The sequence below is a fragment of the Pseudomonas sp. GW823-FHT02E01 genome, assembly GCF_058797535.1.
Map to the genome: position 1 here is coordinate 208,188 of NZ_JBXAJS010000004.1, position 13,963 is coordinate 222,150.

The window sequence follows — 13,963 nt, forward strand, 5'->3', positions numbered from 1 at the left end:
GGGGCATGTCACCGAGGACAATGCCCGCCTTCCCCTCCTTGAATCCAGCCTCCGGCTCAGTCTTTCTCCAGCCGTGAGAAATACATCCGGCCCAGTCCACGCCAGGTTTTCTTGTTCCAGGCCTTGAACGGAATCTGCGCCAGCAACTCCCGCGCCAGCTTGCGATCACGGTTGGCGGTCTTGAGGAACATGGAATTGAGGAACTTGTAGCGCACCTCGTCATACAGCGGGTGATCGCTGAAGAGCGCGTAGGTGCGCAGGATGCTGTCGATCATGAAGCGGTGGTTCTTATAGGAGTTGGTGGCGTGCTTGCGATAGCGCGCCATCAACACATTCAGACCGTCGATGAAGTAACCGGCATGGGTCACCTTCAGCTCGATCAGCAAGTCTTCCAGGCGAATGGTCGGGTCGAAACCGCCCACCTTGTCCAGCGCTTCGCGGCGGATCATCAGGGTAGGCGCCGGAGGATAGGGCTTGCGCTCGAGGAACATGTCGTCGAAATCCAGACGACGGAACGGCACATCCCGACGCTGGCGCTTCTCGGGGTAGAGATTGCCGTCGGCATCGATCAGTTCGATGTTACCGGCGCAAATGCCGACCTCGGGCTTGCCCTCCATATGCGCGACCTGAGTGGCGATTCGCTCCGGCAGCATGATGTCATCCGAACCGAACGGCACGATCAGGCTGCCCTTGGCCCGGGCAATTGCACCGTTGAGGGTGTTGGTCAGCCCCTGGTTTTCCTGAACCCGGAAGTCGAAGCCATGGATGGCCTGCAATGCCTTGATCCGCTCGACGCTGTCATCCTTCGAGCCGTCGTCGACCACCAGCAACTCGATGTTCCGATAGGTCTGGTTGAGGACGCTGAGAATGCTTTCCTCGATGTAAGGAGCGTGGTTGTACGACGCGATGATGACCGTGACGATGGGTTGCGCGTCGTTCATGGCTGCTCCTTGCGGGCCTGTTCCAGGCCGGAATCGATCAGATTGAGGTATTCGCGACGGAACTCCTCAATGTCATGGTGTTGCTGCAGATAACGGAAGGACTGCTCGCCCTTGGCCTTGAGCTCGTCATCCGAAAGGCCAAGGTAAGTGTCCAGCGCCGCCTGCAGCGTCGGCACATCCTTCGGCGTAATCGCCAGGCCACCGGCCCCCTCGATGAGCGGCAACATGGCCGGCACGTTCGAGGCGATCACCGGCAAATGCCCGCTCATGCCTTCGAGCAGCGCCAGCCCGAGGCCTTCGGCCAAAGAAGGCATGGTCCAGATGTCGAAAGCTCGAATGTACTGCAGGGCAATTTCCTTGAACCCCAGCAAATGGGCGCGACCGCTGAGGCCGAGGCGGTCGATTTCCGCGGCCAGGCGCGACTCTTCGCGGCCGGCACCAATGATCGCCAGTTGAGTATTGGGGTATTTGTCCTTGAGTGCCGCGAAGGCCTGCAGCAAATAGATATGACCCTTGACCGGCACCAGTCGCCCCAACGCACCGATCAGCCGCACCGACGGATCGATGCCCAGCATTTCACGGGCCTTTTCACGACTGTGTTGCAGACCTTCGGCCTGCTCGATGTCGATGGCATTGGTGATGGCATAGGTATTCTGATCGGTGAAGCCACAGTCACAGTCCAGCAGATACTGTTTCACCGCTGGCGACACGCCGACGAAGCGCCAGTGACGATCAATCAGGCGCTGGGTCTGGCGGCGCCGGTAAAAACGGTCGTACTCGCCAAAGCCGTGGGAAATGCCGATGCACAACGGCACTTTCAACCAGCGGTTGAGCGCCAGCATCATGTTCACCGGCTTGAAGCGGTTGCAGATCACTACATCGAATTTTTCCCGACGGCAGAACTTGTACAGCTGCCACATGGCCCGCAGGCGCATGCCCTTGAGGGACTTGTCGGAAAATTCGAAGTACACCGAACGGTCGGCTCGGCTCACTGCTTCGCCCGGCCCGGGTTTGCCGCGCAGAAACGCGGCGGTCACTTCATAGCGATCACTGGGTAGGGCCTTGACGATTTGCTCCGCGAGGTCGGCGAAATCATGGGCTTTGACGTTGTAGTCAGGCTGCAGTTGCAGGACCTTTGACCGCTGACTCATAACTCTCCCCGCTGAGAAACATTGCCTGGTGTGTGCTTGATGGACCACAAAAGCTCGTGGCGCCGGACGGCCTTGCGAAAGAATTCGTTCTGGCCATAGGTGGACGGCAACCGGCCGGCCAACAAACGTTGTATCAACCGACGCAAGCGACGCTTGAACGGCATCGCCGATTGCAAGTCGTGCATCATGCCCAACGCCATGGCCTTGTCTCGCTGCTGCTCCAGCGGCAAGGGCAGGCAATAAGGCTGCATCGGCTGGGCCGGATCGAAGGCCGGCGGCAAGGCGATGCCATCACCGGTATCACCCATCGGCCAGCGGTCGTTGTCGTGCAGGTGGTTGGCATAGCCCAATAGCGTGGTCGGCTGCCAGTCCAGGCCCTGCAAGGCTTCGAGAACTGCCGCCTGGGCGCAGACATGGTCGGGATGCGGATCGAGGGTCGGATGCGGCAGGACGATGACCTCGGGGCGGGCCCGCAGCAGCAACTCACGCAGATCCGCCAGCAGATTGTTCCAGGTCGGCGCGCCATCGGCATCGCCCGGCAGCGTGAAAGGATTCAACTGACGGAACAGCCGGGTATCGCCCAGGTCCGCTTCCCGTGATCCCGCGGCCACCGCAGGCGCAGCCTGCATGCTCGCCAGTTGCAGGCAGAAATAACCCAGTTGTACGCAGCGGGCCTCGGGTACACCGGCCCAACGTGGCACGGTGATGCTGTCCCAGGTGCGCAGGCGGCCTTTCAAGCGGGCCGCATCGACCTTGTTCAGTCCCATCTGCCGGTAGTGTTCGGCTTCGATTTCGCCCGCTGTCAGCGTGACGATCCAGGTTTCGTCGGCCTGGCTGTACAAACCGTAGGCTGCCAGCTCGGCATCATCGGCGTGGGGCGCGATGACCATCACCCTTTGACGCCGATAATCCGGATGTTCCAGTGCCCACAGCACAGGCTCACCGAACACACGACAGAAACGCCCGCGCAAGCGCAGCTCACCACGCGACAGCGCCTGAGCCTGACCACTGAGATTGAGATAACGCAGGCCGTTTACGCCTCGTTCGAAGGTTTGTCGGTCAGGATTTTCGCCCCCCGCCAACTCGACCACTGGATCGATAAAACGTCCCAGCCAGGTGCTTTTCACCCGCAGGGCCAGCACCAGCGTCGCATCGTCGACCAGCATCACGCCCTCGTCCAGCCGCAAATGTTCACCGTTCAGGTGCACCTTGGGCTGGGGCGTGTAGGGCGGAAAGCTGTACTGGTAATCGTCTTTCGGTGAGTAGAACAGGTGGTCGGCAAACCAGGCTTCGTGGGCAACCCAACCCAGAACCGCCAGCACCAGCGGCAACCACCAGGCCACCAGCACACCCATGACGATCAACAGCACCAGCGCAATCAGCAGGCCGATACGTTTATTGCGCCGATGGCGCTTGAGCAGTTGCTGTTTGCGGCTCATGGTTTGGCTCATACGGTGAAGACCGGCACGGGGTTGCACCAGCGATCCTTGTATTCACGGTCGGCGCGACCGAAGGAAAAGCGCAACGGTTTGTCCTGCGCCCGGGCATGCTCCCAGGCGCTTTGCGTATTGATGAAGCTCAATACGCTACCGGGGCTGAATTCGCGGGTTTCGGGATCAACGCCGCCGTTGATGTACTCGACGCTGATCCATTCCGGTGCTTCGACGCGGTACACCAGTTGAATCGCAATCGGCGCATCGTTGAGGAAGATCACCGAACCGATCAGCAACTCGCGCAGCAGTTCGAGGACTTCGGCCATGCGCGCAGCGCCGGTAGCCGGGAACCCCCAACGACGCTGGAACAGATCACAGTAGATCGCCGCCAATTCAGCGCTGGAAAATTCGCCGACCGGACGCACCACACCGCCCGCCTCTTCCAGCAGACGCAATTCGCGGCGCTGGTTGTAGCGAAACTTCTTCGACAGCTCTTCCGGGGTACGGGCCATGGCCAGTTGTTCTGTCTGCAACTTCATACCGCTGAAGCGGGTTTCGTTGAGTGCCGACAAGTAGCGTGCACGATGGCGCAGAGGAGCCTGAACATCAGCGGCGGCCGGCAAAATCAGCTCGGCATTGCCGAGATCGAACAGGCCTTTTTTGCCGTTGCGCTTGAGCACATCCTTGGACAGCGCCACATCGCGGCCCCAGGTCGGGATCGCGGCCTTGACTTCGCCCTGTTGCTCCCAGGCCAGGTATCGCACCGGGATGCCGGCAAGATCCGCCAGTCGTTCGACCACCAGAGGGTGAGTCGCGACGCTTCCGCCAAATTGCTGCCAGGCTTTTGCGTAGGTAGAGGCGTCAACGGGCGACCAGCCACGTTCGCGCCAGCCTTGGAGTCGGTTGAGCATCAGCCCCTCGGTGCCAGATCGGTAACTTGCGGCAGACGCCAGAAGGTGTCGCGCACCGCACGGTCGGAGAAACGCTCACGCAAGCGATCGAGCATCATCTCGGCGCATTGACGGCGCTGTTGATCATCCATACCCGCCAAATGTTGCAGGCCTTGTGCAAGGTGTTCAGCATCGCTGAGCGGGAACAGAATGCCCACGCCTTCGACCACTTCCTTCGCCCCGCCACACGCTGTGGCGAGCAAGGGTACGCCAGCGGCCATTGCCTCCAGCAGCACCATGCCGAACGGTTCGTGATCGGAACTCAGGGCAAATACATCAAAGGCGCGGAAATAATTGCGCGCGTCCGGCACCTGACCGAGGAACAGCACCCGATCACCGATACCCAGCTCCCGAGCCAGCTCCTTGAGATCCTGCTCCAGACGCCCCTTGCCGAGAATCACCAGTTGGCTGTTACCCGGAAGCCCCGGCAACGCCGCAGCAAAACCGTGCAGCAGAGTAGCCTGATCCTTGTCCGGGTGCAGTCGGCCAACGTTGCCGACAATCCACGCATCAGCCGAGAGACCGAGGGTTTCCCGAGCTTCGCGAGCGGAAACCTGACTGGCTTGCAGCGCAGGCACGTCAATGCGGTTGTAAAGGGTTTGAATACGCGTCGCCGGCCATTTCGGCAGGCATTGGCGCATGTCGTCGCGCACCGCATCGGACACACCGAGCAGGCTCAGACGCTTGCGGAAAATATGCGCGAACAGTTTGCGCGTGCCGCGTTTGTAATCGTCAAACGCGTGGTGCACGCCAATCACCGGCAACGAAGTGCCGAGCAAGGCGATGTAGATCGGCTTGAAGCGATGGGCGATGCAGAAACTGAAGTTGCGCGACGCGGCGATCTTGCGCAGATCGCCGATGGCACCCAGCTTCAGGCCACGAATGGCCTTGGAGCTGTATTCCATGAACAACACTTCATCGGAAGCACACGCTGCGGCCACCTCGCTATCGGCAGCCCCGGTCAGAAAGACCGTGGTCACCCGATAACCGGTGCCCGCGAACAGGCTGGCGTACTGCCGTGCGCAGTCCAGGAACGGCCCGTCATAGCCGTGGCAGAACTGCAGCACATGGCGTTCAGCCGAGCGAGTCATAAGCGTTTGCGCCCTCTTTGACCACCAGGATGTCTTCCATGATCAGGTACTGTAGATCGGAGCCGAAGAACATATTCAGCGCATCGGTCGGCGAGCAGATCATCGGTTCGCCGCGACGGTTGAGCGAAGTGTTGAGCGACACGCCGTTGCCGGTGAGCACTTCCAGCGCTTTCATCATGTCGTAGTAGCGCGGGTTGTATTCGCGCTTGAGCACTTGGGCGCGGGAGGTGCCGTCTTCGTGGACGACTTCCGGCACGCGGGTTTTCCACTCTTCAGCCACTTCGAAGGTGAAGGTCATGAACGGCGCGGGGTGATCGATCTTGATCATCTGCGGCGCCACGGTGTCGAGCATCGACGGGCAGAAAGGCCTCCAGCGCTCGCGGAACTTGATCTGGTGGTTGATGCGGTCGGCCACGCCCGGCACGCTTGGGCAACCGATGATCGAACGCCCGCCCAGTGCACGCGGACCGAACTCCATGCGGCCCTGGAACCAGGCCACCGGGTTGCCATCGACCATGATTTTGGCGATCTGCTCCGGCATGTTGTCGAGCTTGCGCCAGGTCGGCTTGTTCTCGTGACGGGCGCATGCGGCAATCACGTCTTCGTTGCTGTACGACGGGCCGAGGTAGACGTGTTCCATCTTCTCGACCGGCACGCCGCGGGCGTGGGACACATAGGCTGCCGCGCCGACTGCGGTACCGGCATCACCGGACGCCGGCTGTACGAACAGCTCTTTGACGTCGTCGCGGGCGATGATTTTCTGGTTCAGCTTGACGTTCAACGCACAGCCACCGGCGTAGGCCAGTTTGCCGGTTTCCTTGAGCACGTCGCCCAGGTAATGGTCGATCATCTGCAGCGCAATCTTTTCGAACAGCGCTTGAATGCTGGCGGCGTAGTGGATGTAAGGCTCGTCGGCGATGTCGCCTTCGCGCTTGGGACCCAGCCACTCGATCAGCTTCGGCGAGAAGTAGTAACCCTTGCCCTTTTCTTTGTAGCGACGCAGGCCGATGACGTTGGCGTAGTCGGTGTTGATCACCAGTTCGCCGTTTTCGAACGAAGCCAGGCGCGAGAAATCGTATTTGCTGGCGTCGCCGTACGGCGCCATGCCCATGACCTTGAACTCACCGTCGAGCATATCGAAACCGAGGAACTCGGTAATCGCGCCATACAGGCCGCCGAGGGAGTCCGGATCGAAGAATTCCTTGATCTTGTGGATCTTGCCGTTTTCGCCGTAACCGAAGAAGGTCGTGGCGTACTCGCCCTTGCCGTCGATGCCCAGGATCGCGGTTTTCTCTTTGAAACCGGAACAGTGATAAGCGCTGGAGGCGTGGGCAAGGTGGTGCTCGACCGGCTCGATCTTGATCTTCTTCGGATCAAAACCCAGTTGCTCCAGGCACCAGACGATCTTGTTGCGATAGCGCTTGTAGCGACGGTTGCCCATCAGGATCGCGTCGAGTGCACGGTCCGGGGCGTACCAGTAACGCTTGGCGTACTGCCAGCGGGCCTTGCCGAACAGACTGATCGGTGCGAATGGAATCGCGACCACGTCAACGTCGGACGGCTTGATACCGGCCTGTTCCAGGCAGAATTTCGCCGATTCGTAGGGCATGCGGTTCTTTGCATGTTTATCGCGTACGAAGCGCTCCTCTTCAGCCGCCGCGACCAGCTTGCCGTCGATATACAGGGCTGCGGAAGGATCATGGCTAAGGGCGCCGGACAGGCCAAGAATCGTCAATGCCACAGGGGTCTAGCCTCTTTAGTCTGCATGCAGGCGCAAGCGCCTCAAAAATTAATGTGCCCTCGCAATGAGCGAGAGACAGCTAAAGGGCGGGATTATAGCGTAAAAGCGGCGGCAAACCTCTAGCTGCAAGCGGCATGCAACCACGGCCGGGACCTCACGGCATTTTTTATCCGCGCGCAGGCCGCCAATAGATGGCGATACTGCCGTCCACGCTTTGCCGGTAAATCGTGTACGGCAAGACAACGGTATCCAGCGCGCCAGACACGGCCAGGTCCACCAATACGAGCGGCACAAGGATACCCGTAGGGTCTGGCGGTGCATTCAAGACACAGAAGTCGTAGGCGAGGCCGCTGTAGACCCGTGGAATGGATTGGCAATAGGTCTTTTGCCGACGCAGCCCCTGCGCGGCTTGGGCTTCATCCTGCAGGACGGTGGCGGCGGTCCCGCACCCCGTTAGCGACACTGATAAAACACCCGCTGAAACTGCCATTTTGATCGTCACTGCCAGCCCTCCGAGAACGTCAGGCAAACTAGCATCCGGGCGATTTGGGCCACAGTTCATGACGTCCCAAGATCGCGTAGGACGGTTCACAAGAACTTGTCTGCTTTCTCGGTTGGCAGTACCGGCCTCATCGCGAGCAAGCTCGCTCCCACAGTGGTTCTCGGCCGCACACAAAATATGTGCCCGACAAAGATTCAGTGTGGGAGCGAGCTTGCTCGCGATAAGCGGTTTAAGCAGCGCTGGAGATATCTTTGGGAAGACGCTGATCGATGACCTGATAAAGGGCACTGCCTTCAGGCCAATTGCGCATGAACCGCGCGCGATCCCTTGCATACGCCGGGGAAAAACTGCCGAGGGAGCCGTGCTGGCACATCGAATCGAGGTCGATCAACGCCCAGCGATCCTGCTGCCAGAACAGGTTATGCCCCTTGAAGTCGCCATGGCTGATGCGTAGACGAATCAACTCGGCAAACAGATGATCCAGTGCCGCCAGCTCGGCTTCCGGTGCATCACCACGCTCCACATACGGCGCAAAACGCTCGATGATGTCCGGCCCCGGCAGGTACTCGGTGATCAGGTAAGCCCGGCTACGCAGCCACAGGAAACGCTTTTCCAGCAACGCCAGCGGCTTGGGCGTGGCAATCCCGAGGAACGCCAGGCGGTTGCCTTCGCGCCATGAATGCCAGGCCCGGCTCGGACGCCAGAAGCGCTTGAGCCAGTGGGCAAAACCCTTGATGTTGTAGCGCTTGATCACCAGCGTGCGGCCATCTACCTCGACCTTGCCGACGCTCGCCGCACCGCCGGTCTTGTACAGGTGCCCCTGATCGAGCAAGGCATCGGCCTGCTCCAGCACAGGCACCATCGACGGCACTTCCTCGCGGCGAATCGCCCGTAACCCGAAGGCTCCGCGCTGGACGCTGAACAGCGTGCACTCGCGGCCGACCTTGATCAGGAAGTCCTTGAGGCGCCAACTGCGGACCTTGTCGATCTGCTTCTGCAACGCCTCCATGGGTAAGGCGTGTTCGCCGTTGCTAAGCAGGTAATACACCAGCAACTCTTCAATGAAGGGTTCAATCGACTTCGGCAACTGGGCGAAGAACACCCCGAGGTTTTCCAGGACCTTCTGCCGGGACAGCGGCTGGCCAGGTGTCTCGCAGCAGATACCTGCGCCATCGATCAGGTACAGGCGACCACCCTGGCGCAGCAAATTGTCCAGGTGCAGGTCTTCCTGCCACAGGCCCTTGCGATGCATCTGGCCGATCGCGCCCAACGCCTCGGCCAGCACCGCCCCTTGCCCATCGGACAGTACGGGCTGCTGCTCCACCTGCTTCCAGGTGTCGCCCAGGCTTTCGGCATGCTCAAGGAAATCAAACAGCAGCCAGCCACCCTCGCCGTCCTTCAGGCCATCGGCCAACAGCTGCGGCGTGGTCAGCCCCTGGGCAGAGAGCAGGCGTACGCCATCCAGTTCACGCTGAAAATGCCGTGCAGCCTTGCTGCCGACCAGCAATTTGGCCAACACCGGCCGGCCACGCCAGACGCCGGCACCGACATAACGCTGCCCCGGCAACACCCGCAACAGGCTCAGCAGCTGCAGTTCGGCGGGGCCGGCGGCGTCGGCCAGCGAAACGCTCAGCGGCAAAACGGGATTGCGGCCTGCGGTCTTCAGTTCGGATAAACGCATCAGCGCGGCCTCTTTTGGCTGCGCCGCGCAGTCAATCGCTGCAGCCAGCTATCGATCAGCGAGCTGTCCTGCGGCTGATCCAGATAGGCGGCCAGCAATTGCCGCAGTTGCGACTCGCCCCACTCGGGCGCACGGCGCGTCAGCGGCTCCAGGTCCTTGATTCGGTCACGCTGCCCGTACAGCAGCGGCCGGGTCTTTTCCAGGTCGATCAATTGAGCCTGATAGCCGTTGCCGGTGGCGCGCATGAAAATGTGCTTGGGATAGAAGCACCCATGCACCTGGCGTGCGGCGTGCAGCTGCCGGGCCAGTTCGCCACTGGCCTTGAGGATTTCCGAGTGCTGCTCAGGGCTCAATTGAGTCCAGCGCTGCAACAGCGAGTCGAGGTCGTCCCAACCGTCCAGCGCACGGGTCAGCAGGATCGCGCGGACCTCGCCATTGACCTTGCGCTCCCCGTAGAACACCGCTTCGAGCGCCGGAATGCCCATCTTCCGGTAACGGGAGATGTTGCGAAACTCGCGAGCGAAACTCGGCTCGCCGAACGGTGCGCGCAAGGTGCGGGTCAGGTAGTTGCTTTGACGCTTGAGGTAGAAACCATGACCTTCCAGGTCCAGCCGAAACACGCTGCTCCAGCCGCCGCCACCGGTGTTGGGTTCGTCCACCGCATCGAGCTGTTTGGTCCAGAGTGCCTCGAACGTGCCGAGGCCATGGCGCTCAAGCAGCGCACGGTCTTCAGCGGCCAGAAAGTCAGTCATTCGCGTCCCTCGAAAAATCTCACCACGTGCCGGATGCGTTTTTTGTCCGCAGCGTTGAGCCGGGTCCGGTTGCGGTATTGCAGGTAAAAGCGCAGGCGCTGTGTAGCCGACAATTGATATTTGGCGACCTTGTCCAGGCACGCCAGATCCTTGGTAATACGGTACTTGAGCCAGAAACCGCGCCAGAAATCGCCGTTGGGGCAATCGATCAAAAACACTCGAGCCTGATCGTCGATCAGCAGGTTGCGCCACTTCAAATCATTATGGGTGAAGCGGTGGTCGTGCATGGTCCGGGTGTATTGGGCCAGCTGACGACTGACGGTATCGACCCAGGCGCGGTCCGACAGCTTCGGGTCGTGGCGCTCGGCCAGTGCCGACAAGTCCTCGGTACCCGGCAGCTCCCGGGTAATCATCGCGCCGCGAGCGTAGGCCGCACCGCGCCGCTCCAGCCCCCAGGCCACCACTTCGGCAGTGGGGATACCCCACTTGGCAAAGCGCTTGAGGTTCTGCCATTCCATCTTCACCCGAGGCTTGCCCAGGTAACGCCGCAAGCCTTTGCCGGCGCCCACATACCGTTTGACGTAATAGTTGACGCCATTGCGCTCGACACGGATGACCTCCGAGAGCGCGTCACGGGTCAAACGCTCGCCTTGCAGCGCAAACACAGCCTCAAGGCTGCCGAAGTCATCGGCCAGCTCGCTGTAGGCCGGTTCCAGCTTCCAACCCGACATCAGAGCGCATCCCCGTATCGCTGTTTACGCTCGTAGAGCTTGTTGGCCTTGCCGTCGAGCCATGCCAGCAAAGCTGCCTCTTCACACAGGATCTGTCGTAGCGGTAGCTGGAAATAGCCTTTGAGGAAACGCAGCTTGTCGCGGCGGGTCAGGCCGATGTCCAGCGCGGAAAAGTACAGGGCAGCCAGGTCCTTGTTGCGCCAGCGCAAGGTGATCGCCGGGCGGGTCTGGGCACGGTGCAAGTCGATCACCGAAAGCTTGAAGTCGTCGGCGGTCACCGGTTTGTCGGTGTGCAGCAGGAAATGGCAGATGTAGCAGTCGCGGTGGTTGACCCCGGCGCGGTGCATCATGCCGGTCATGCGCGCGACTTCGGCGATCAGTGCGCGCTTGAGTTTTGGCTCCGGTGGCTGCCGGGTCCAGTTGATGCTGAAATCTTCCAGGCTGACCGTTGGCGCCAGCTCTTCGGTGACGATGAACGAATGTTGATCGGCCGGGTTACGGCCCTTCTCGCCATATGCGACAGCGGTCATGGTCGGCACGCCCACTTCCTGCAGGCGCTGAATCGCCTTCCACTCCTGACCGGCACCCAGTACAGGAAGCTTGGCCGTCAGCAGGTTCTTGAATATTTCGCCCCAGCCGATGCCACGGTGGATTTTCACGAAAAACCCGTTGCCGTCGACTTCCGTGCGTAATGTCCGGCGTGCTTCCAGCTCGCGGTACACCTCGCCCTTGAGCCCCTCGACTTCGGCGAACGGGTCGCGTCCGGCCCAGAGGCTCTTGAACGGTTCAGCCAGCATCAACTTCATTTAAGCGTGCTCCGCCAGAATCACATCCGCCGCGTGCTGCGGCATGCTGTAGAGGTCGGCCGTTTCGGCGAAGGCCAGACCATTGCGGCTCCAGGCCGCCCTTGCTTGAGCGTCGTTCAACATGCCGGTCAGGTACTGCGTCAGCTGTGCCTGATCGAACGGTTCGTCCAGCACCAGGCCAGCATCGGCCTCGGCGATGTAATGGGCGTAACCGCACACCGCGCTCACCAGCACCGGCAAGCCGGCCACCAGGGCTTCGAGCAGCACGGTGCCGGTATTTTCGTTGTACGCCGGGTGGATCAACAGATCGGCACCCAACAGGAAACGCGGAATGTCACTGCGCCCTTTGAGGAACGTGACGTTGTCGCCCAGCCCCAAGGTCGCGCTCTGCATCTGGAATAACTTGGGGTCATCCTGGCCAATTACAAACAGCCGGGTGCGCCTCCTCAAATCGGCAGGTAATGCCGCCAGTGCCTTGAGGCTGCGATCGACACCCTTGGTCTTGAACCCGGAGCCGATCTGCACCAGCAGCAGTTCATCGTCCTTGAGATTGAATTCAGCACGGAACCCGGCACGAATTTCATCGGCATCGGCCGGCCGACGCCGATCCTGGGCGATACCCGGTGGCAGCAGGTGAAAGCGCTCCAGCGGCGTATCGTAATGTTTGATGAACAGCGGTTGCTGGACCTCGGAAATCATCAGCACTTCGGTCTTCGCCTCTTTGGCGAACACCGCCCGCTCGTATTCGGCGAAGTGGCGATAGCGGCCCCAACGGCGATACAGCGAGTTACGCAGGTTCTGCGCCTTGTCTTCGAAACAGCCGTCGGCGGCGTAGTAGACGTCCAGGCCCGGCATCTTGTTGAAGCCGATCAGGCGGTCGACCGGGCGCTTGGCCAGGTCCGCTTCCATCCATTCGCTGAGCTTTTCGTTGCGCCGATGGTTGAAGAACGCCTTGACCGGCGCCACAAGCACTTCGAAACCCGGCGGTACGTCACCTTCCCAAATCAGCGTGTAGACGCGAATCTGATGGCCGCGCTTCTGGCACTCCAGGGCGATTCGCATGAAATCGCGCTGCAAGCCGCCAAATGGAAAATACTTGTACAAGACAAATGCCAATTGCATCAGCGCAGCTCCTCAGCCATTAACAACGTGCTCAGTCGGCTCGCGACACGCTCGGGATTCAGACGCGTGAAGCACAACGGCCACTCGCGTTTCAGGTCAAACTGACGGGCATCTTCAGCCGTCGGTTGATAAGTGCATTTCTTTTGCAGGCACGGCGCACAAGGGAAGTCGCTGGCCAGGTGAATCTGCACCTTGCCATAGGCGCCGGTCAGGCCCGGGTTAGTCGGGCCGAACAGCGACAGCGTCGGCACATCCAGCGCAGCGGCCAGATGGCCCAGGCCGGTGTCCACCGCCACGCAGGCTTGCGCGCCCGCCAGTACCTTGCCGACACCGGCCAGGTTCAGTTTGGGCAACACCTCGGCGTGTTTGAAACCGGCTGCGATGCGCTCGGCCCGGGCTTTCTCCAGCGCATTGCCCCACGGCAGTTTCACCCCTACGCCCAGGTAGCCGACCCGCTCGGTCAGCTCACGCCAATAGGCTTCGGGCCAGTGCTTGGTGTCCCAGGTGGTGCCGTGCAGAAACACCACGTACGGATTCTTACGCGGCAACTCCACCAGGCGCTCGATATTCAGGCCGTAGTCACCCAGGCCTTTGGGCAAGTCATAGCCCAACGCGATGGCGAACAACTGACGCACTCGCTCCACCGCGTGCTGCCCGCGGGCAACGGCCAGGCGTCGATCGTAAAAGCGCGCAGCGATGGGTTCGCGTGCAGAGTTTTTATCGAGGCCGGCCACCGGCGCCTTGACGTAACGGGTCAGCCAGGCGCTTTTCAGCAGGCCCTGGGCGTCGATCACCAAGTCATATTTCGTGGCGCGAACGCTTTGCTTGAAGCGCTTCCACTCACCGCTCTTGATGGTCTGCCAGATGTTTTTGCGCCAGCGACGTATCGCCACCGGAATCACCTTGCCCACCGCCGGATGCCAGGTCGGGATCTCGGCAAAGCCTTCTTCCACCACCCAGTCGAATTTGATGCCGGGGATCGCCCGCGCCGCGTCGGTCAACGCCGGCAACGCATGAATGACGTCCCCCAGCGAAGAAGTCTTGATCAACAGAACCCGCAAG

Annotated in this window: 13 protein-coding genes; all 13 read right to left on the reverse strand. The window is 60.9% G+C overall.

The features are described 5' to 3' along the window. Positions 1–56 precede the first annotated feature (56 nt). Entirely contained in the window at positions 57–941 is an 885-nt protein-coding gene (locus tag AC1RDQ_RS11185; protein ID WP_102669306.1) for a glycosyltransferase, read from the reverse strand. Next, positions 938–2,092 carry a glycosyltransferase family 4 protein gene (locus tag AC1RDQ_RS11190; RefSeq protein ID WP_150754789.1) on the reverse strand — a complete coding sequence of 385 codons (1,155 nt, stop codon included), beginning with the start codon at positions 2,090–2,092 and terminating at the stop codon, positions 938–940. Before AC1RDQ_RS11190 ends, AC1RDQ_RS11185 begins: the two co-directional genes overlap by 4 nt. Continuing rightward, entirely contained in the window at positions 2,089–3,531 is a 1,443-nt protein-coding gene (locus AC1RDQ_RS11195; protein WP_340312338.1) for a PIG-L family deacetylase, read from the reverse strand. Before AC1RDQ_RS11195 ends, AC1RDQ_RS11190 begins: the two co-directional genes overlap by 4 nt. 8 nt (positions 3,532–3,539) lie before the next feature. After that, the gene (locus AC1RDQ_RS11200) at positions 3,540–4,436 is read right to left on the reverse strand and encodes an antimicrobial resistance protein Mig-14 (RefSeq protein ID WP_340312339.1); all 897 of its coding nucleotides are present in this window, start codon (positions 4,434–4,436) and stop codon (positions 3,540–3,542) included. Next, positions 4,436–5,566: a glycosyltransferase gene (locus tag AC1RDQ_RS11205; RefSeq protein ID WP_492587258.1), complete on the reverse strand. Its 1,131-nt coding sequence runs from the start codon at positions 5,564–5,566 to the stop codon at positions 4,436–4,438. Before AC1RDQ_RS11205 ends, AC1RDQ_RS11200 begins: the two co-directional genes overlap by 1 nt. Then, positions 5,550–7,307, reverse strand: a complete 1,758-nt coding sequence (locus AC1RDQ_RS11210) for a carbamoyltransferase family protein (RefSeq protein WP_150811915.1) — start codon at positions 7,305–7,307, stop codon at positions 5,550–5,552. The genes AC1RDQ_RS11205 and AC1RDQ_RS11210 overlap by 17 nt, the downstream gene beginning before the upstream one ends. 166 nt (positions 7,308–7,473) lie before the next feature. Next, complete coding sequence (locus tag AC1RDQ_RS11215) at positions 7,474–7,809, reverse strand: YceK/YidQ family lipoprotein (RefSeq protein ID WP_102669310.1); 336 nt, start codon at positions 7,807–7,809, stop codon at positions 7,474–7,476. A gap of 229 nt (positions 7,810–8,038) precedes the next feature. Continuing rightward, a complete protein-coding gene (locus tag AC1RDQ_RS11220) occupies positions 8,039–9,490 on the reverse strand; it encodes a lipopolysaccharide kinase InaA family protein (protein ID WP_492587260.1) in 1,452 nt (483 codons plus the stop codon). Then, complete coding sequence (locus AC1RDQ_RS11225) at positions 9,490–10,242, reverse strand: lipopolysaccharide kinase InaA family protein (RefSeq protein WP_090452769.1); 753 nt, start codon at positions 10,240–10,242, stop codon at positions 9,490–9,492. The genes AC1RDQ_RS11220 and AC1RDQ_RS11225 overlap by 1 nt, the downstream gene beginning before the upstream one ends. Then, positions 10,239–10,973 carry a lipopolysaccharide kinase InaA family protein gene (locus AC1RDQ_RS11230; protein ID WP_218495204.1) on the reverse strand — a complete coding sequence of 245 codons (735 nt, stop codon included), beginning with the start codon at positions 10,971–10,973 and terminating at the stop codon, positions 10,239–10,241. Before AC1RDQ_RS11230 ends, AC1RDQ_RS11225 begins: the two co-directional genes overlap by 4 nt. Continuing rightward, entirely contained in the window at positions 10,973–11,779 is an 807-nt protein-coding gene (rfaP, locus tag AC1RDQ_RS11235; protein WP_218495205.1) for a lipopolysaccharide core heptose(I) kinase RfaP, read from the reverse strand. The genes AC1RDQ_RS11230 and rfaP overlap by 1 nt, the downstream gene beginning before the upstream one ends. After that, a complete protein-coding gene (locus AC1RDQ_RS11240) occupies positions 11,780–12,901 on the reverse strand; it encodes a glycosyltransferase family 4 protein (protein ID WP_492587262.1) in 1,122 nt (373 codons plus the stop codon). After that, positions 12,901–13,962, reverse strand: coding sequence for a lipopolysaccharide heptosyltransferase I (waaC, locus tag AC1RDQ_RS11245; protein ID WP_046039742.1), 1,062 nt, complete (start codon positions 13,960–13,962; stop codon positions 12,901–12,903). Before waaC ends, AC1RDQ_RS11240 begins: the two co-directional genes overlap by 1 nt. Between the last annotated feature and the right edge of the window lies 1 nt (position 13,963).